General features: G+C 34.2%; 18 protein-coding genes. 5 read left to right on the top strand and 13 right to left on the bottom strand.

What is annotated here, in order from left to right; genetic code table 11:
- Positions 1–111: 111 nt before the first annotated feature.
- From EYD45_RS05055 to EYD45_RS05030, 6 genes are all read right to left on the bottom strand, one after another.
- The gene (locus tag EYD45_RS05055) at positions 112–1,278 is read right to left on the bottom strand and encodes an acyl-CoA dehydrogenase family protein (protein WP_130963261.1); all 1,167 of its coding nucleotides are present in this window, start codon (positions 1,276–1,278) and stop codon (positions 112–114) included.
- 70 nt (positions 1,279–1,348) lie between these two features.
- Positions 1,349–2,230 (bottom strand): ComEA family DNA-binding protein, encoded by an 882-nt coding sequence (locus EYD45_RS05050; RefSeq protein WP_130963260.1) that lies wholly within the window; start codon positions 2,228–2,230, stop codon positions 1,349–1,351.
- 6 nt (positions 2,231–2,236) lie between these two features.
- Positions 2,237–3,841: an alanine/glycine:cation symporter family protein gene (locus EYD45_RS05045; protein ID WP_130963259.1), complete on the bottom strand. Its 1,605-nt coding sequence runs from the start codon at positions 3,839–3,841 to the stop codon at positions 2,237–2,239.
- A gap of 98 nt (positions 3,842–3,939) precedes the next feature.
- Positions 3,940–4,971, bottom strand: coding sequence for a potassium channel family protein (locus EYD45_RS05040; RefSeq protein WP_130963258.1), 1,032 nt, complete (start codon positions 4,969–4,971; stop codon positions 3,940–3,942).
- A gap of 3 nt (positions 4,972–4,974) precedes the next feature.
- Positions 4,975–5,202, bottom strand: coding sequence for a PspC domain-containing protein (locus EYD45_RS05035; protein ID WP_130963257.1), 228 nt, complete (start codon positions 5,200–5,202; stop codon positions 4,975–4,977).
- Positions 5,203–5,239: 37 nt separating this feature from the next.
- Positions 5,240–6,547: a DUF2851 family protein gene (locus EYD45_RS05030; RefSeq protein ID WP_317127926.1), complete on the bottom strand. Its 1,308-nt coding sequence runs from the start codon at positions 6,545–6,547 to the stop codon at positions 5,240–5,242.
- An 18-nt stretch (positions 6,548–6,565) separates the two neighbouring features.
- Here EYD45_RS05030 and EYD45_RS05025 point away from each other — a divergent pair, with 18 nt between their 5' ends.
- Positions 6,566–6,961, top strand: a complete 396-nt coding sequence (locus tag EYD45_RS05025) for a DUF2721 domain-containing protein (protein ID WP_130963256.1) — start codon at positions 6,566–6,568, stop codon at positions 6,959–6,961.
- A 29-nt stretch (positions 6,962–6,990) separates the two neighbouring features.
- Complete coding sequence (locus EYD45_RS05020) at positions 6,991–7,377, top strand: FEKKY domain-containing protein (RefSeq protein WP_130963255.1); 387 nt, start codon at positions 6,991–6,993, stop codon at positions 7,375–7,377.
- 16 nt (positions 7,378–7,393) lie between these two features.
- On the opposite strand, the gene EYD45_RS05015 is transcribed toward EYD45_RS05020, so the two are convergent.
- A complete protein-coding gene (locus EYD45_RS05015; RefSeq protein WP_130963254.1) occupies positions 7,394–8,629 on the bottom strand; it encodes an ABC transporter permease in 1,236 nt (411 codons plus the stop codon).
- 8 nt (positions 8,630–8,637) lie between these two features.
- Between EYD45_RS05015 and EYD45_RS05010 the strand changes: the two genes are divergently transcribed.
- Positions 8,638–9,906, top strand: a complete 1,269-nt coding sequence (locus EYD45_RS05010) for an exo-beta-N-acetylmuramidase NamZ family protein (protein WP_130963253.1) — start codon at positions 8,638–8,640, stop codon at positions 9,904–9,906.
- 22 nt (positions 9,907–9,928) lie between these two features.
- On the opposite strand, the gene EYD45_RS05005 is transcribed toward EYD45_RS05010, so the two are convergent.
- From EYD45_RS05005 to EYD45_RS04995, 3 genes are all read right to left on the bottom strand, one after another.
- Positions 9,929–10,795 carry a glycerophosphodiester phosphodiesterase family protein gene (locus EYD45_RS05005; protein WP_233702530.1) on the bottom strand — a complete coding sequence of 289 codons (867 nt, stop codon included), beginning with the start codon at positions 10,793–10,795 and terminating at the stop codon, positions 9,929–9,931.
- Positions 10,785–11,624 carry a sterol desaturase family protein gene (locus EYD45_RS05000; protein ID WP_130963252.1) on the bottom strand — a complete coding sequence of 280 codons (840 nt, stop codon included), beginning with the start codon at positions 11,622–11,624 and terminating at the stop codon, positions 10,785–10,787. The genes EYD45_RS05005 and EYD45_RS05000 overlap by 11 nt, the downstream gene beginning before the upstream one ends.
- Before the next feature lie 124 nt (positions 11,625–11,748).
- Positions 11,749–12,243 carry a YkgJ family cysteine cluster protein gene (locus tag EYD45_RS04995; protein WP_130963251.1) on the bottom strand — a complete coding sequence of 165 codons (495 nt, stop codon included), beginning with the start codon at positions 12,241–12,243 and terminating at the stop codon, positions 11,749–11,751.
- A 211-nt stretch (positions 12,244–12,454) separates the two neighbouring features.
- On the opposite strand from EYD45_RS04995, the gene EYD45_RS04990 reads away from it, so the two are divergent.
- Together EYD45_RS04990 and EYD45_RS04985 are read left to right on the top strand one after the other, a co-directional pair.
- Positions 12,455–13,162 carry a class I SAM-dependent methyltransferase gene (locus tag EYD45_RS04990; protein ID WP_130963250.1) on the top strand — a complete coding sequence of 236 codons (708 nt, stop codon included), beginning with the start codon at positions 12,455–12,457 and terminating at the stop codon, positions 13,160–13,162.
- A 232-nt stretch (positions 13,163–13,394) separates the two neighbouring features.
- Positions 13,395–14,423: an acetamidase/formamidase family protein gene (locus EYD45_RS04985; RefSeq protein WP_130963249.1), complete on the top strand. Its 1,029-nt coding sequence runs from the start codon at positions 13,395–13,397 to the stop codon at positions 14,421–14,423.
- A 427-nt stretch (positions 14,424–14,850) separates the two neighbouring features.
- Here EYD45_RS04985 and EYD45_RS04980 read toward each other — a convergent pair whose 3' ends face one another.
- From EYD45_RS04980 to EYD45_RS04970, 3 genes are all read right to left on the bottom strand, one after another.
- Positions 14,851–15,735, bottom strand: a complete 885-nt coding sequence (locus EYD45_RS04980) for a hypothetical protein (RefSeq protein ID WP_130963248.1) — start codon at positions 15,733–15,735, stop codon at positions 14,851–14,853.
- Positions 15,736–15,752: 17 nt separating this feature from the next.
- Positions 15,753–16,145: a hypothetical protein gene (locus EYD45_RS04975; RefSeq protein WP_130963247.1), complete on the bottom strand. Its 393-nt coding sequence runs from the start codon at positions 16,143–16,145 to the stop codon at positions 15,753–15,755.
- 88 nt (positions 16,146–16,233) lie between these two features.
- The gene (locus tag EYD45_RS04970) at positions 16,234–17,964 is read right to left on the bottom strand and encodes a TonB-dependent receptor (protein WP_130963246.1); all 1,731 of its coding nucleotides are present in this window, start codon (positions 17,962–17,964) and stop codon (positions 16,234–16,236) included.
- Between the last annotated feature and the right edge of the window lie 32 nt (positions 17,965–17,996).

The following is a 17,996-nucleotide window of genomic DNA, read 5'->3' as shown; positions in this document are numbered from 1 at the left end:
ACGTAGGAGGAGCGACTAGTGAAAGCCCGACCCGATAGGGTAACGCCCAACTTCTCGATACAGTTTTGACAAAAAAGTCAAAATCACTCGAAGTGACAACAAAAATATGGTTTAAGTTGCTGGCTTGTACTCCTTTTTATCAATGATGATTTTGGCCAAAATTTCGCGTAGTATCTCCGAAGTTCCACCGCCTATTGGCCCTAGTCTACTGTCTCTAAACAAACGCGCCATGGGGTATTCTTCCATGTAGCCGTAACCGCCCAAAAACTGTAGGCATTGGGATACGACCTCATCGGCCATTTTGGTGCACTGTAGCTTAGAGATGGTGGCTTCCTTTACCACATATTCTCCTTTATCTAGCGCATTGGCCACGGCGTAGTTGTAGTTTTTACACACATCTAGTTCGGCATGCAAATCCGAAAATTTATGCCTTAGTGCCTGGAATCTATCTATGGTTTTACCAAATGCGGTGCGCTCGCTCATGTATTGCTGCGCATAGTCCAGCGCATATTCTGCACGGGCATGCGCATTTATGCCCATGATTAAACGCTCTAATGCGAAGTGTTGCATGATGTAGGCAAAGCCTTTATTTTCTTCACCCATCAAATTACTCACGGGAATAGTAACGTTATCAAAAGCTATTTCGCCGGTATCTGAGGCACGCCAACCCAACTTATCCAATTTAGTGGCTGAAACACCTGGAACGTCTCTATCTATTACAAAAATACTGATGCCTTTGTTGCCCATTTCTGGGGTTGTTTTTGCTGCAATTACCAGATAGTCGCTACTTACGCCATTGGTAATAAATGTCTTTGATCCGTTTATCACATATGTATCGCCCTTTTTTACTGCCGTAGTGCGCATACCTGCCACATCACTACCTCCAAAGGGTTCCGTAATGCATAAACAGCCTATTTTTTCGCCCGTGATACTAGGTACCAAATATTTTTCCTTGATGGTTTCATCGCCTTCGGCATTTAAATGGGTCATGGCTAGATACACATGCGCCCAAACTGCTGCAGCAAATCCGCCTGAATTTATTTTTTGAAGTTCCTCCAATAAAATTACGGTGTAAAACAAATCTAAATCCAATCCGCCGTAAGCTTCGGGATAGTTGATGCCAAAGAAGCCCATTTCGCCAAACTTTAACCAAACCGATTTATCTATTTCTCCTGATTTTTCCCAATCTTCAATGTGAGGTACCACCTCTTTTTTAAGAAATTCTTGTAAACTTTTTCTAAAGAGATTATGCTCTTCAGTAAAATACATACTCGTCATACGTGCAATTTTTTGATAAACATTAAAACTATGCTTGGTTTGATAGGATAGGAAATTTTAATGCACTCATTTATTGAATGTGCAAAGATAATTTAATTATCTCTAATTTGCTCACTGGAAAATCTTTAACTTTTCTTAATTCGTCTAATGAGGAAAAGCCTTCATGAAGCTTTCGGTATTCTATAATATTATATGCTTCCTCATAACCAATATATTGTACGTTTACCAATTCTTCAACCGTTGCAGTATTTAGGTTGAATGTTTTGATGTTTCTGGGAGTTTTTACCGTGAAATGTTTTGTGATGCTTGCAATAACTTCTGGAGATAAGCCATAAATATCTTGTAATTGTACATCTGAAACAAAACCTCCATTAAACCTTTCCCGGTAATCAATAATACGTTGAGACAATGTTTTTCCAATACCATTTACCCTTTGTAGTTGGGTTGCCGTGGCTTTGTTTAAATCTATTTTTTCTGCAAATGATTTAAGTTTGCTGCCGTAATAGTTATTTGAATAGTTTTTTTTGGGCTTAGGGTTTGTAACCCATTCCGGAAATTTAAAATACGGACTTATTGCTGCCAATAAAGAATCTGAAACTCCTGTAACTTCCTGAAATTGTTTTGCAGAATTAATCCATTGATCCTGCTTTCGAAAAGCGAGTAATCTGTCAATTTCTGTTATACTCATCCCTAAGGTTGATCCCTTATAATCCGTTATATAATTTGGGTTAAAAGGATAAATTTGAGGTTTACTTGCTTCTGTTTTTGCTTGTCGTAAAGAGTCTATTTCTGCCTCATATGCTTTTAATTCGGTTTCATTTACTGATATATCTTCAGAAGAGAAATCAACAAAAAAGTAAACACATTGTAAAACAACAATGAGAAGTAGCAATAAAAAAATCCCATTTCGTTGTTCTTTAGTGAATACAAAATGGGATTTAAAATTACTCATGGTAATTTATTTTTTAATCTCTTTTATAGCTTGCATGTATTTATTAAGCTCCTTCTTAACTTTAGGCGCCAGTAATACCAAACCAATCATATTTGGAACCATCATCGCGAAAATCATGGCGTCAGAGAATCCAATAACAGAGCCTAAACTTGCTGCGGCACCAATAACTACAAATACACAGAAAATCAATTTATAGGCATATTCCATTTTTTTAGATCTCCCAAACAAAAACGCCCATCCTTGAAAACCGTAATAAGACCAAGAAATCATGGTACTGAATGCAAACAATACTACTGCTATGGTTAATACATATGGAAACCAAGAAATTACAGATTCAAATGCTCCAGAGGTTAATAAAATGGCTTGTGCATCGTTTAATCCTGCATTGGCCGACGTTACATTTCCTGTAATTATCAACACTAATGCAGTCATAGTACAAACCACAACCGTGTCAATAAATGGTTCTAATAAAGCTACCATACCTTCACTAGCGGCATATCTTGTTTTTACGGCTGAATGTGCTATAGACGCAGAACCAACTCCCGCTTCGTTTGAAAATGCTGCTCTTCTAAAGCCTTGCACTAATACTCCTACCGCCCCACCAGCAACACCTTCGGGACTAAAAGCACCGTTAAAAATTTGTGCAAATGCATCTCCCACCATTCCGATATTAGCAAAAATCACAAATAAGGCAGCCGCTACATAAATAGCCACCATAAACGGTACAATTTTGTCAGTTACTTTAGCTATGGACTTGATACCGCCTATTATCACGATACCAACCAAAACAGCCATAACCACTCCAAATAACCAACCCTTTCCATGCAGAACGGATTCGTTTCCACCCGTGATACTTTCAACTAATTGAAATGCTTGGTTTACCTGAAACATATTACCACCACCAAAGGAACCACCAATTACAAATATGGCAAATAAAACAGCCAATATCTTTCCTAATTTCTCTAAGCCTTTTGATTTTAAACCCTTTCTTAGATAATACATCGGTCCACCGTAAACGGTACCATCATCCTCGATATCTCTATATTTTACACCTAAAGTACATTCCACAAATTTTGAAGCCATTCCTAAGAAACCTGCAACAATCATCCAAAATGTTGCACCTGCGCCACCTATTGAAACTGCAATTGCTACACCGGCTATATTACCCAGTCCAACAGTAGCAGATAATGCAGCCGTTAAAGCTTGGAAATGTGACACTTCCCCTTCGTGACCTTCAACTCTTATGGTATCTGGGTTATCATCCTCATCTGTAAAAGGAGATTTGGCTATTTCAACCTTATGGTCCTTTCTTCCTTCTAAATCGTCATATTTTCCTCTAACAATATTTATGGACGTCCAAAACCCTCTAAAATTTATCAGATTAAAATAAAACGTGAAATAGGTTGCCCCAATAATTAATGGAAACAAAACCCAGTACACGCTAACTTCATCTGTAAAAGGTATTTGATAGAAAATTGCAGTTACAAACCATCCCGTTAAATCCCCAAAAATCTTATCAATTTTTTGGTCAATTCCCATTTCCTGGGCTTCTTGAGCAAACGTTAAAAATGGAGAAATGATAGCAAATAATGATAGAAGATATTTCTTCATAATGGATTATGTTAGTTAGTGTTTTTATTGAAAAATATGCATAAGAAGTCAGCAAGATGCTAAAAAAAAACCATTTTTTAAAACATATTAAGTTAATGTTAAGAATCTTCTAGCTCTATATCATATTTTGAATTTAGATCTTCAATCTGTTCTGGTCTACCCAAAACAATAATTTTAGAATTTGGAGCTAAGTTTCTGTCTGGATCAGGATTAACTGAATATTCACCTTTTTCGTCTTTGTAACCTATTACAGTAACACCTGTTTTTCGTCTTACATCCAAATCTTTTATAGTTCGGGCACGTTCTGAATTAAAAAGTTTCTCTACTGCAACCTCTTCAATATTGATATTAGAAGCTCCCACAATACCAAGGTTATCAATAAATTCCATTAAACCAGGAACAACTACTAAAGACGCCATATGATCACCACCTATTTTATCAGGCAATATCACATTATTTGCTCCAGCAAACTTTAGCTTTTGATAAGATGATTCTTGAGACGCTCTACTTATAATGTTTATTTTGCTGTTAAGCTGTCTGGCAGATAATACTACAAACAGGTTATCGGCATCACTTGGAAGCGCGGTAATGAAACTGGAAGCCCTGTCAACACCTGCCAATAGCAAGGTTTCATCTTCGTTGGCATTCCCTATTACGTATGGCACGCCGTCGTGTTTCAACCGCTCTTCAACCTCTTTATCTTTTTCAATGACTACAAACGACTTGTTGTGCGCCTGTAACTTTCTAGCGGCTTGTTTGCCATTTCTGCCATAACCACAAATAACAACATGGTCATTAAAAGCATCTATTTTCTTTTGCATTTTTTTATGTTTTAACTCTTCAACATCGTTTTTGCTTAAAATATATTCTGTAATTATGGACAAGGCGTAACCTACAATAATTACACTTGCTAAAATTAAAAATATAGTAAATATTTTAGATTGATCGTCCAAAGGCATTACCTCACCAAAACCAACAGTTGTCATTGTAATAACCGTCATATAAAGTGCATCTACCCAAGAATAATCAGAAATAAACCGATAACCAAACACTCCAATCAACATGATAAACACCAACAGAATTAATGCGGTGTATATTCTTGATCTAAAAAGTCGTACTAAGGGATTCATGGGCTATAAGTCGAATACTGAGGAACGTTTTGTGTAAACTAAATCTTTAATGCGCATCCAGAATGCCAAAAACATGTATAGTGCAAAACCAAAACCTATAGTTACAAATGTAATATACATAAACGAGGTACGTACCACCTTGGCTCTAATACCAAAGCGATCTGCAATACGCTGGCATACATGATATCCATGTTTTTGTAAAAACAATAATATTGTGTAAAAAATGTTCATAAGCGCAAGTTAACCTTTAGTTTATTCTTTTAAAAGTTTAACGGTTTAAAAGTTTGTTGCCAATAGCACATTTTAAGCATTGGTTTTTATCGCAATATTCTGTTTTAAGTTGAATTAATGCCTGCGATTGCAATGCGTTTTTTGATACTTTTTTAATTGAATTAAACTTATCTACAATACTATTTTTTTCTGAAGGAATTTGTAAAATCAAATCTAAAATAGCCTCTTCATTTGATTTCCCTTGATACTTTAAATAGCTGAATTTTAAAGGTATCAGCGTATTTATAAGTAATAAATCTATAAATGATTTTGAGATTATCTTTTTTGAAACTTTTGACGCTTTGGTGAAGGTATAATGCGTTTCCCAAAATTCTGAAGTTCCAACGTTGAATATGTCTTTAATGTCTTGCGGTGACTTAGCTTCAATTACTTTTGAAAACAGATTTTGATGCGTAGCATACACATTGGCCAATTGTGATAATCTTATGGTTGGAAAATTATTAGGTCGTAATCTGAAAAATGAAGGCGAAACTACGGAGGTATTTTCCAATCCAAATTTCTGTTTTAAAAACTGATATTCTTGTTGCAAATTTTTAAAATAGATATCCTCTACATCTTTCTCAAGTAACGATGCTTGACCGAAAAGCAAAGCTTCAATACTCAATGCCTTAGCTTGCGATTTTCTTAAGATTGAAAAATCAAACGAGTTGGCTATACTTAAAAAAGCATCGCCGTTTACCTTTAGTCCAAAGCTTTTTGCCAGCATTTTAAACAACACAGCTTCCCAGTTGTTTTTAGAGGTTTCTAGAAGTTTAACCACTTCTAGAGATTTTCGTTCCAGACGCTCAAAATAGAGTCTTTCTAACCAATTCGTTGTTGTAAAATCATCAACATCTGCAAAATTGTTTTCACAATTAATCCAATATCCCCTTGAACCTAAAAGCTGCTTATAATTTTGTAAAGCACTGCTAGAAACAATATCTTTCAATACCAACGTGGGGATTACAGAATTATCGGTTCTAAATACTTCTGCATCATGCTCCCAAACCACATGTAGAATCACATTATCATAGGCTTTATCCTGTTCATGATTATGTAAAAACCAATCCGATGATTTTATATGAATTTCTACATTGCCTGCCCAAAGCTGCTCTCCAATCCTTAATTGTGCGTTAAAAAAATCTGGACCAGAATTTATATTATGCTGTCCATTTGAGATAATATTGATGGCTTCTCCGTCTGAAGTTTTTAAGTTGACTGTGGAAAACTTGCGGTGTTTCCAGATATAATGTAGAAAGTCCTCTTGCACCATCCGAAAATATAAAAACTTATATAACTTTGACATTATTTTTTTACAGAATTTATGGAACAGCTTACACTAACCACTCCTGCATTATTATTTTCAGCAATCTCTTTAATTATGTTGGCATATACCAACCGGTTTTTGGCTTATGCCGCTACCATTAGAAGTCTGCACGATAAATACATTCAAAACAAAGATTCTGTATTAATCGCTCAGATAGAAAATATTAAAAGACGCTTGTACTTAACGCGTTCCATGCAAATTTTAGGCATTTCAAGTTTGTTGTTGTGCGTTTTAACCATGTTTTTAATTTATATTGAACAACACACGGTTGCTGTTTGGGTATTTGGGGTGGCATTGTTGCTGTTAATTGCCTCTTTGGCATTTTTAATTTTGGAAATACAGATTTCAGTAAAGGCACTAGAGCATCATATTAGTGATATTGAGGGGAAGTAAAATGATAAATTTTTTATTGAAATGAGCTTATGGACAAAGCATCACTTCTAAAATTAGTTTTAATATTAATTTCGTTTGGAATAATACTTTGGTACTACGGATTTTTCAGCCCTTATAATTATTTTCAAGCAAAAACTGATATAAGGAATAACACTCCGAAAAAAATTTTAGTTGGAGAACAGTTAGTATACCCAAAAGACTTGAATAAGATAAGTAAGAAGTATGGTTTTGAGAATATTGCTTTTGGATGCACTATAACATTGCCAGAATTGAATGGAATAAAATCTTATAACAAAGTGATAGATGAACATTTAAATGATATAAATGAAGCTAACTGGATGGAAATTTATCAAAAACAAATAGATTCAATAAAATGGATAAAAATCGAAAACAAAGAAATTAAGTTATGTGACTAATTAGATTATTTTTTATCTACTCAAACCGAATCGCCTTAACAGGAGAAATTTTTGTGATAATATAAGAAGGCACCAAAAGCATCAATAAACATAAAAGCAGCGTCCCAATATTTAACCCTAAAATGTACGTCCAATTAAGATATACTGGAGCTTCGGTAACATAATACACATCTGGGTTCATTTCTAAAATCTTAAAATATTTTTGAGCAAACAAAACACCTAAGCCCAAAATATTACCCCAAAGCAAACCCAACAGGACCAAGTAAGAGGCATTGTAAAGAAATACTTTTCTAATACTCCAATTAGAGCTTCCCAAGGCTTTTAAAATCCCAATCATTTGGGTGCGTTCCAAAATCAATACTAATAATGCAGTTATCATATTGATACCCGCAACCAAAATCATGATACCGATAATACCATAAATGTTTTTATCAAATATTTTTATCCATTCAATTATGGAATAAAACTTTTCGTTTATGGTAGATGTATTTAATGTTGATGGTGTATTTTGAAAGATTTCAACGCCCATGCGCTCAATATCATCATAATCATCTATAAATACTTCAAAATTTCCTATTTGGTCTTCAGTCCATTTATTGATACGTTGAATATGTCTTAGGTTTCCAATAAGGAATGTTTCATCAAAATCCTGAAATCGTGAATTGTAAATCCCTACAATCTCAAAACTGATGATATTCGGCGGTTTTTCGGTATCATCCTTCAAAAAATACATCTGGAATTTTTCACCTAGACTAAATCCCAGGCGGTTTGCCAAATATTCTGAAATCAGCACTTCTTCACTCCACTTGGCATCAAAACTTGGTATCCGTCCTTCAACTAAATATTCCTCAAAATATTGCCAATTATAATCGCTTCCAACGCCTTTTAAAACTGCACCTTCAAAATCGGTTTCTGTTCTAATCACACCAAATTTTGTAGCTACAGCCTGTATGTGTTTAACCCCATCCACCGTTTTAAACTCAGGATAAAACTCTTGTGTTTTTGAAATAGGCACTACACTTTCTTGTGAGGCATTACTATCATAGTTGGTAATTGTAGCGTGACCATTAAATGCCACCACTTTTTCCCTTATTTTTTCTTGAAGCCCAATACCTGTTGCAATAGCAATCATCATTACTACCATACCTATAGCAATGGCAGCAATTCCAATTTTTATTATTGGTGCCGAAATGCTACTTTTATACGCTTTACCACCGATAATACGTTTAGCTATAAAATACTCGTAATTCAAACTACTTTATGCGATTTAATGTTTTCAAAAATACAGTTTTATTATTTGTTTTAGCAACGGTTTCCTGTGCTTCTAAAGTTAAAAATGAAACGACACATAATAACACGGGAGAGAAGATCCTGAAACAAGTTCAAGATGACAAAAATGTTGTTGTTGGTGCGAATCGAATCGAGTTATACTTACCGTTTTTAAAGGGGAAACTTGTTGGGGTTGTGGCTAACCAGACTTCTGTGATTTTTAAGGAGACAGCTCCATCATCCAAAACACCTCCCAATGATGGTTATACTCATTTAGTCGATTCGCTCTTAAGTTTAAATATTAATATCAAAAAAGTTTTTGCCCCAGAACACGGATTTCGTGGAAAAGCCGATGCTGGAGAAGCTGTTGCTGATGGCATAGATACTAAAACAAAACTACCTATAGTTTCTTTACATGGAAAACATAGAAAACCCACTCCAGAATCTTTAGAAAGCTTAGATATTGTTGTTTTTGATGTTCAAGATGTTGGTGTGCGCTTCTACACGTATATTTCTACGCTTCATAATGTGATGGAAGCTTGTGCCGAAGCTAATATACCTGTTTTAGTTTTAGACAGACCAAACCCAAACGGCCATTATATTGATGGACCAACTTTAAAGACTAAATACCAAAGTTTTTTGGGAATGCACCCCATTCCTCTAGTTCATGGAATGACCATTGGCGAATATGCTAAAATGATTAATGGCGAACAATGGTTAGCTGATGGAATACAATGTGATATTACAGTGATTCCTGTTAAAAATTACTCGCACTACATCGCATATAGTTTACCCATACGACCTTCACCCAATTTGCCAAATGACCAGTCCATTAAGCTATATCCAAGTTTAGGTTTATTTGAAGGTACTAATGTAAATGCAGGACGTGGTACAGAATTTCAGTTTCAAAGGTATGGCGCTCCGTTTCTAAATCCAGAAACTATGACATTTAAGTACACACCCGTTGCCAATTTTGGTGCTAAATATCCAAAACATCAGAATAAATTGTGTTATGGTGAAGATTTAAAAGACGAAAACCTTAATGGTGGAATGACTTTAAAATGGATTATAAAAGCCTATGAAAATTCAATAGATAAATCCAAGTTTTTCAATACTAATAATTTCACTAAACATGCCGGAACTGAAGTTTTACAACAACAAATTGAAGCGGGCCTGAGTGAAAAAGATATAAAAGCGACATGGCAAGATGACTTGATAGCTTTCAAAAAAGTGAGAAAAAAATATTTGATATATGATTAATCAATGCCTTTAATAATCACAATTATTTTAACAGTGCTATCAATCTATCTGGATAATCTGTAATTATGCCATCAACTTTAAAATCGATCATTTGCTGTAACCAGTCAGTGTCATTGATGGTCCACGGAATTACTTTAAAATGTTCAGCTTGTAAGTTCCTAACAGTTTTAGCATCGAGCAACTTATAATGCGGACTTACAATTTCAGGTAAATAACTTAATCTTCCTATTTTAGACCAAATAGTTTCATTTTCATCCACTAGAAGCGCTACTCGCATCTCTGGTGCTTGCTGTTTTATTTCTTCTAAAATTCTTAAATCAAAACTTTGAAGGTTAGTTAACTCTAAAGCATCATTTGCTTTTACAATATCCAATACCAATGCTACGAAACGCTCAGGTTTTGGAGTATAAATCCCATCATATTCAGGTTTTGCCTTAAGCTCAATATTAAACTTAATATCAGGATTTTTACTCTTAGCCGTCTTAAACACGGCATCTAAAGATGGTTTATATGTTTTTAGTTTTTGTTGATTTGGAAATCTAGGATGAAATTTAGTACCACAATCAAACTGTTGGATACTATCAAGAGTCATTTGATACAGATTATACGCCTTACCCAAACTTTTAGGAATCTCATTGCCATCTAAATCCAAACAAATCGTTCTACTCATAAATGGTTCATGAGAGACAATTACAACGTCGTCTTTAGAAACCGCTACATCCAATTCCAAAGTATGTACACCTAACTCAATAGCTTTACCAAAGGCTTCCAATGTGTTTTCTGGAAACAAACCTCGGCATCCACGGTGCCCTTGAATATCAATGGTTTTTGAAGTATTACAATGCATTAGAAAAAGAAAGGAAAACGCAGCTAATTTGCTAATTTTCATCTGGTGTTATCGTTGGCTTTTCATATTTCTGGAAGGGCTGTTTTAACAACTCACCTATATGCCCATTCTTCTTTTCATCTGGAAACACATCAACACCATATACAATTTTATCGGGATCAAGTTTCATAAAAGTACCAAACAACCTATCCCAAACTGAAAAAATATTACCATAGTTAGAATCTGTGTAAGGCAACCTATAATGATGGTGTACTTTATGCATATCTGGTGAAACAACCACATAGCTTAAAACATCATCAATCTTCTTGGGCAATTTAATATTTGCGTGGTTAAATTGGGTTGCAACTACTGATAACGATTGATACAGCATTACCAAAGCGATTGGAGTGCCGATGATAAAGACACCGATAAGCGTAAATATGTAGCGGATGACGCTTTCCAAAGGATGATGACGATTGGCAGTAGTGGTGTCCACATTATGGTCGGTATGATGCACCAAATGTACCATCCAAAGCGGCTTTACTTTATGTTCTACGAAGTGTGGTGCATATGCACCAATTAAATCCATTAAAAATAAACCGACTATAATATAAAGCCATAATGGCATTTCTGGCAACCAATTTAAAATACCAAAATTGTTTACTGCTACCCAATCAGAGGATTTTAACAATAAAAAGGCCAACGGTAAATTGACTAAAATTGTAGTAACAGTAAAAAAGATATTAGGTATGGCGTGCGCCCATTTTTTATAAGGCTTGCCAAATAATGGCATAATGCCCTCAAGGAGCCAAAAAAAAGTAAGGCCACCAACAATTATCATGGCACGATGGTGGGACGGAATGGTTTCGAAATAATTTAATAAAGCTTCCAAAATTAAAATTTTATCTTAAAAATATAAAAATTATTAACGGCACGCAAAGGCGCATAGGCACAAAGGGTAGGATAATGAAAGACAGAATACTAACTATGGTGAAAACCGACACTTAATCTATAAACTAAATTTTCACCCTATGCTTCATGGCCTCCACAATATTAAAAGCAGCAGGACAAATGGCCACATTTTTTAAGGTTAGGTTTGAAATTTGCTGAAACTTTTTCCTGTTAGTATGCGGAAATTCTCTGCAGGCTTTGGGACGCACATCATAAATAGAACAGTAATTATCTGCGCCTAAAAACGTGCAAGGCACACTTTGCAATACATAGTCATTCTCCTCATCAATTCGCAGATATTGTTCTATAAACTGTTGTGGTTTCAATTTGAAGAATTTTGAAATACGCGCAATATCTTTATCCGTAAACAAGGGGCCTGTAGTTTTGCAGCAGTTGGCACATTCTAAACAGTCCGTTCGTTTAAACTCGGCTTCATGTAATTCTTGCATTACATAGTCCAAATTCTTTGGAGGCTTCTTTTTAAGTTTAGCGAAGAATTTTTTGTTCTCGTTATGTTTATCTTTGGCCTGCTTTGGAAGATTATTGATGATGTCTTGCATGGCATAAAATTAATACTTTTAGTCCTTACGAAGGATTATTGAAATCAAAATATATTTTGATTGAAAATACCTAAACGAAGTTTATGACCGAAGTAATCTGCTGAATAACCTAGAGGAGATTGCCTCGTCCTTCGTCCACGCAATGACACGTAAAATGGTTTTCGATACGATTTCATAAAATGAAATCACTCGAACTGACAATTGAATTGATATGAAAGACATTTTTGGGAAAGCCCTATTAGATTATTACAATAGTATTTTTTCTGACTATGAAGCAGAAGATATTGTGACTTGGACAAATATCTCAGATAAAGATGTATTGCCGCTTCCCTACTTATTTAGGAGTTATAAAGAAATGCCAAAATTGGAACAAAAGGCTTTACAATTGGCCAAGGGAAAAGTTTTAGATGTGGGCTGTGGTTCTGGATGTCATAGCATGTATTTGCAAAACAAGGGACTTAATATTAAAGCTATTGATATCTCTAAAGGAGCTATTGAAGTTGTTAACCAAAGAGGCATGAAGTATGCTGAAGTTTTAGATATTCTTGATGAAACTGAAACTTTTGATACTATTTTATTGTTGATGAATGGTACAGGTATTTTTCAGGAGTTGAAACAGGTTTCAAAATACTTAAAGCACCTGAAATCTTTATTGAATCCTAACGGACAAATTTTAATTGACTCTTCAGATATAAAATATATGTATGAAGATGAAGATGGTGGTTTTTGGATGGATACCAATGCCAATTACTATGGTGAGCTAGATTATTTTATTAGTTATAAAGGTGAAAAAGAAATACCCATAAAATGGTTGTATTTGGATTTTGAGACTTTAAAACTAGCTTGTGAGTCCGTAGGGTTACAATGCGAATTGGTTTTGGAGGGGGAGCATTTTGATTATTTGGCGCGGTTGCGTTAGAAACATTCCTGTCATTCCTTTGCAGGCAGGAATTTCCAAAAAACTAAATAACCCTTTTCCTTATTTAATTTCAACTTGATTTTGTCAGAAAAAAGAGATGACTTCGTTTATCGAACGATGTCGTCCATTATAACGCAACCATATCTAATCATTGGCATTAATACACTCAACCATAAACTTAGAACTAAATTCCTTAACTTTAACTACTTATTCATTCTTAAATTTCTTCAATATGCAAACCAATAAAAGTCTTCTACTATGTATAATTTTATTATTAATTTTTTCCTGTAAAAATGAAACACAAACTAAAGTTGATTCTGAAATTAAAGTTGTAAAAGATATCAAACCTCAATATACATTAACTAAAGACCAAACCCACAATAAATTTAGCAGCACTATTGAACCTATCTTGAGAGTGAAATCTGGTGCTATAATTGAAGCATTTACCGAAGATGCATTTGATGAACAATTGAATATAAACTCTACAGTTGAAGATCTTAAAAATTTTGATATAGACCTTGTACATCCGCTTACTGGACCTGTATATGTTGAAGATGCACAGCCAGGAGATGTTTTAAAAATCACTTTACATGAAATTGAGGTTGGCGATTGGGGCTGGAATGCCATTGTTCCTGGCTTTAGTTTCGTTGCAGACTCTATTGAAGGATCATATTTAAGAACTTATAAATTAGGAAAAGATGTTACTCATGTTAATTTTAAAGACAACATTAAACTTAAATTAAACCCATTCCCAGGAGTTATGGGAGTTGCACCAGCAACCTCAGAATTATTGTCTACCATTCCTCCAAGAGCCAATGGAGGGAATATGGACGACCCAAACATGACTAAAGGTACTACGATATATTTTCCAGTTTTTGTAGAAGGGGGCTTATTTTCTTTAGGTGATGGACATGCTGTACAAGGTCATGGCGAAGTTTGTGGTACTGCAATAGAAGTGCCTTTACGTGTAATTTATGAAATTGAAATAGTAAAAAACAAAACCATAAAAGAGCCTCAATATGAAACTGACGATTATTATGCAACAACAGGTTTTGGAACAACTATAGATGAAGCAGCTAAGAAAGCCACATTATACATGATAGATTATTTGATGACTGAATATAAACTTACTCAGTTAGAAGCTTATGCTCTTTGTTCTTTATCAGGTGATTTAAAAATTGCTGAAACTGTTGATGTTCCTCATATGCTAGTGACTATGCACATATCCAAAAATCTTTTTGAAGATGATAAGAAAGAGTAGTTTAAATAATTATACACACAACAATTAAAGTCGGTTTTGTACAGAATTTATTAACAAGCATTTGAAGTGAAAAGTTCATAAAACTGCCAACACTTATGTTATATTTGGTCCTATGCGTAGCTTCAAAAAAGATATAAGATATTGTTCGAATTGATTATTCATTAATAGAAGAATTTAAAATAAGTCACGGATACATTAGTTTTGATAAATAATATACTATTGCCTACAACCTATATAATTAATTGCTTGAGTGTCTAAGTGTCAATCAGAAAATTCTCTAAATTTTCCTCAGGTTCGTCCCCTTTTGCTATCTTTAGTCCCAACGCAAATAACCATAGGCAAGACGAATAAACGAACCTTTCCAAAAAGAAAACGTTTTTTCATAAGATTCCTATTAATACATTCTTCCAAAGAAGAAATGACAGAATCATTTTTTAATTAAAACATATTTTGGTTCTCCTAGTCCATCCAGTTCTTGACCAAACTCAGGCCTTCTAGGATACATTTCGTATAAAAAAACGGTTCTAGAATTAGGTCTGATTATCACAAAATGAATGCTTTTTGAATCTTCTTTTGTTACATCATCAAAAAGCATAAGATGTTCATCTGTTGTAGGTAGTCCACAGTAAATATCAGTTGAATAATAAGCATACATTTTTTTAAATCTTGAATAACCTGAAACCAATCCATTTGGTTTAATTTTTAAAGATTTGGTTAACGTTCTACCTTTATATTCTTTCAAAATATAATTTCCGACTAACAACTTTTTTCTTGTATAAAAATATAGTGGATTTGGGTATTGATAGTTTTTATGAAATTTGTTTGACACTCTTTTATATCTTATAGTTTCCGATTTCAATTCACCGCTTTTCGGCCTATAAAGTATTACCACATCTTTATCCCAAGTTAAATAAGATTTGCAATCGTGATTAAAATATAGTATTTCAGAAGTTAAGAAATGATTGAGACTATCTTTTCTTGAAAAATCTATTTCAAAACAACCTTTCTTTCCCAAAGTATCATTATCAATTACCACATATTTTGATTCCTCAGCATGAAGAAGATGGTCATGCAATGACTGATAACCAATATAAACTTTTCCTTTTAGAGTTTCTTTCGGGTTAATCCTTAAAGCAACAGGGTAATTAGAGTTAAAACTATTCTTTGACTTATGAATATTATGAGTTTTTTCAAAAGAATTATAAAAATCTTCTGCTATCCAGACACCTTCAATTTCTTTTACATCAGCTATATTTTGGCAAAATAAAATATTTGCGAAACTCAGAAACATAAATAAAACTCTGATATTCATACTAACAATTAATTTCCTTAAATATTGATTCTTATAAAGGTTTTCTCGAAGTACTTAAATTCATTTTCATGGATAAATTTGAACGAATTATATACACTTCCATATTTTCTTTTAATTAGTATTCCTACTTGAAAACAATTATCAAATTCGTTTATCTCTACTATTTCTTCTGAAGTAAAAGGTAGATGATTTTCTGCTTTTTCAATAAAGTCTATATTTTCTATTATCTCAATTTTAACTTCCTCTTCTTTTAAAACAAATCGATAAAAAATATTGGTTTCTACATTTTTCTCTTTCCAATATCCAAGAATCCTCTCTTTAACCTCATTTTCTGATTTAATACATCTACTTTCTTGAGAATTGATAAATGAAAAGAATAATAACATTCCAAAAAATACAAGTTTTTTCATAATATATAATTATCTACAATAGAATGCTGAAACAAGTTCAGGAAAGCAGTAGATTCCCGCCTTCGCGGAAATGACAAAAGTTAGTCATTTAGAAATCAAACTTAAATGTAGCACCCGCCAAAAACTGAATGCCTTGTACTGGGAAATTTTGCCAACGTTGGTATTCGTTATTGGCAATATTATTCGCCTTGGCAAATACCGAAATTTGGTCATTTATATGATACCCTAAATGCGCGTTGGCATCAAAAAAGCTATCTAAGGTAACTGTAAATGGTGTTGTAGCAGTGACACCGTCATTTAAAAAGAAGCGATCTTTACGTTCGCCAGTGTAAATTAAATTAGCACCTGCAAACCAGTGTTCGTTGATTTGATAATCTAAAAATAAAGAGCCAACAATGTCGGGCAAATTCCAAGCTTCCGCTTCATCATCAGTGTTGTAGCTAAAATATTCTGCCTTAATACCTAAAGTGAAATTTCTATTTACATCCACATTTAATTCTCCTGCAACGCCAAAGGTATCTACATCATCATACACAACGCCATATGAATTGCCATAGGAATACGCTTGATCTGGCATTAGGATAATATCATTATTTCTAAACAGCGCACGATCTCTATCTGCCTTGTACAAACCGTTAAAACTATAACTCATGTTACTGGATAATTTCCCTTTTAAACCAACATAGGCGTTGTATTGCTGGTCGGTTGGTGCCACCATCAAAGTGGGCGACACAAACGGATTTTCGGAAGCAAAACCATGATATGAGTTTTGCGTTAAACCACCTTGAATACCTCCAAAAGCAATCAATACATCACTTACCAATCTGTAAGTCGCTGTTACATTAGGATAGATATATAGTATATTATCTCCAGACTCTCTATCATTTAAATAATTAATAGATACACCAAGATTTACCGTTAAATCATCCTGTTTCATTTGATATGATGGTGCAACACCAACTATAAAATTACCATATTTCAATTCATCATTTACGTCATAACCTCTATCAAATGTTCCGCCTAAATAATCCAAAATAATATCGGTGGATATCTCTTCCCTATTCACTGGAATATCAATTTTTGCCTTCGCAACAAAACGGTTTTCACCAGAACCTTGATCATCACTAAAACGTCTAAAAAAGAAACTACCGGAATTGATATACGTGTCTTCAAAATTGATATCACCGCCAAAATGCGCATTAGAAAATGCATGCTCTGGCATCATACCATCGTTTTGTGCTGCCGTAATTTGAGACTGAGGCACACCATACCAATTAAAGCGCTGGTATTGAAAACCAGCTTCAACATTCCAAGATAAATCGCGCAATTGCGATCCATAGTTGGCCTTAATTTTAGTATTGGAAAAATTATCATCGAACTGCACACCTTCAATGCCTCCACCAGATGAATGATGACTAAAGTAACCGCCTACGCTTTCGGTTCTATTGATAGCGTGGTTTAAATATACTTCTCCTAAAAATGTGGTATAGGAACCCACACCAACAGTTGCGTAATTATCAAATAACTTTACCGGTTTCGCTTTTTCAACAGTGGCCGCTTTTCCTTTTGCTGGTGTAAATGTTGATGCTACCGGAAAAGAAAAAATATTGTATTTGATTTCTTTTATCTTAATGGCTTCGTCCTCATCTGTTGACGGTACTTCCTTCACTTTAAATGCATCTGATATGGATGGCGTATATGGTTTTATAACATCGATTACACCAGTATTAATGGTGTCGTTCTTTTTCTTTTGAGCGAATGATATTGTAATACTTAAAGTAAGTACAACTGCTAAAATATGTTTGATTTGCTTTCGCATGTGTTTTTCGATTTAAGATTGACGATTAACGA

It is taken from the genome of Hyunsoonleella flava (assembly GCF_004310325.1).
Classification (GTDB): Bacteria; Bacteroidota; Bacteroidia; order Flavobacteriales; family Flavobacteriaceae; genus Jejuia; species Jejuia flava.
The sequence above is the reverse complement of the archived record's forward strand: the minus strand, read 5'-3'. Positions and strand labels throughout refer to the sequence as shown.

Coding starts and splice junctions, on each gene's coding strand:
- EYD45_RS05055 (WP_130963261.1), bottom strand. CDS start 1,278: ATGACGAGTATGTATTTTACTGAAGAGCATAATCTCTTTAGAAAAAGT.
- EYD45_RS05050 (WP_130963260.1), bottom strand. CDS start 2,230: ATGAGTAATTTTAAATCCCATTTTGTATTCACTAAAGAACAACGAAAT.
- EYD45_RS05045 (WP_130963259.1), bottom strand. CDS start 3,841: ATGAAGAAATATCTTCTATCATTATTTGCTATCATTTCTCCATTTTTA.
- EYD45_RS05040 (WP_130963258.1), bottom strand. CDS start 4,971: ATGAATCCCTTAGTACGACTTTTTAGATCAAGAATATACACCGCATTA.
- EYD45_RS05035 (WP_130963257.1), bottom strand. CDS start 5,202: ATGAACATTTTTTACACAATATTATTGTTTTTACAAAAACATGGATAT.
- EYD45_RS05030 (WP_317127926.1), bottom strand. CDS start 6,547: ATGTCAAAGTTATATAAGTTTTTATATTTTCGGATGGTGCAAGAGGAC.
- EYD45_RS05025 (WP_130963256.1), top strand. CDS start 6,566: ATGGAACAGCTTACACTAACCACTCCTGCATTATTATTTTCAGCAATC.
- EYD45_RS05020 (WP_130963255.1), top strand. CDS start 6,991: ATGGACAAAGCATCACTTCTAAAATTAGTTTTAATATTAATTTCGTTT.
- EYD45_RS05010 (WP_130963253.1), top strand. CDS start 8,638: ATGCGATTTAATGTTTTCAAAAATACAGTTTTATTATTTGTTTTAGCA.
- EYD45_RS05005 (WP_233702530.1), bottom strand. CDS start 10,795: ATGAAAATTAGCAAATTAGCTGCGTTTTCCTTTCTTTTTCTAATGCAT.
- EYD45_RS04995 (WP_130963251.1), bottom strand. CDS start 12,243: ATGCAAGACATCATCAATAATCTTCCAAAGCAGGCCAAAGATAAACAT.
- EYD45_RS04990 (WP_130963250.1), top strand. CDS start 12,455: ATGAAAGACATTTTTGGGAAAGCCCTATTAGATTATTACAATAGTATT.
- EYD45_RS04985 (WP_130963249.1), top strand. CDS start 13,395: ATGCAAACCAATAAAAGTCTTCTACTATGTATAATTTTATTATTAATT.
- EYD45_RS04980 (WP_130963248.1), bottom strand. CDS start 15,735: ATGAATATCAGAGTTTTATTTATGTTTCTGAGTTTCGCAAATATTTTA.
- EYD45_RS04975 (WP_130963247.1), bottom strand. CDS start 16,145: ATGAAAAAACTTGTATTTTTTGGAATGTTATTATTCTTTTCATTTATC.
- EYD45_RS04970 (WP_130963246.1), bottom strand. CDS start 17,964: ATGCGAAAGCAAATCAAACATATTTTAGCAGTTGTACTTACTTTAAGT.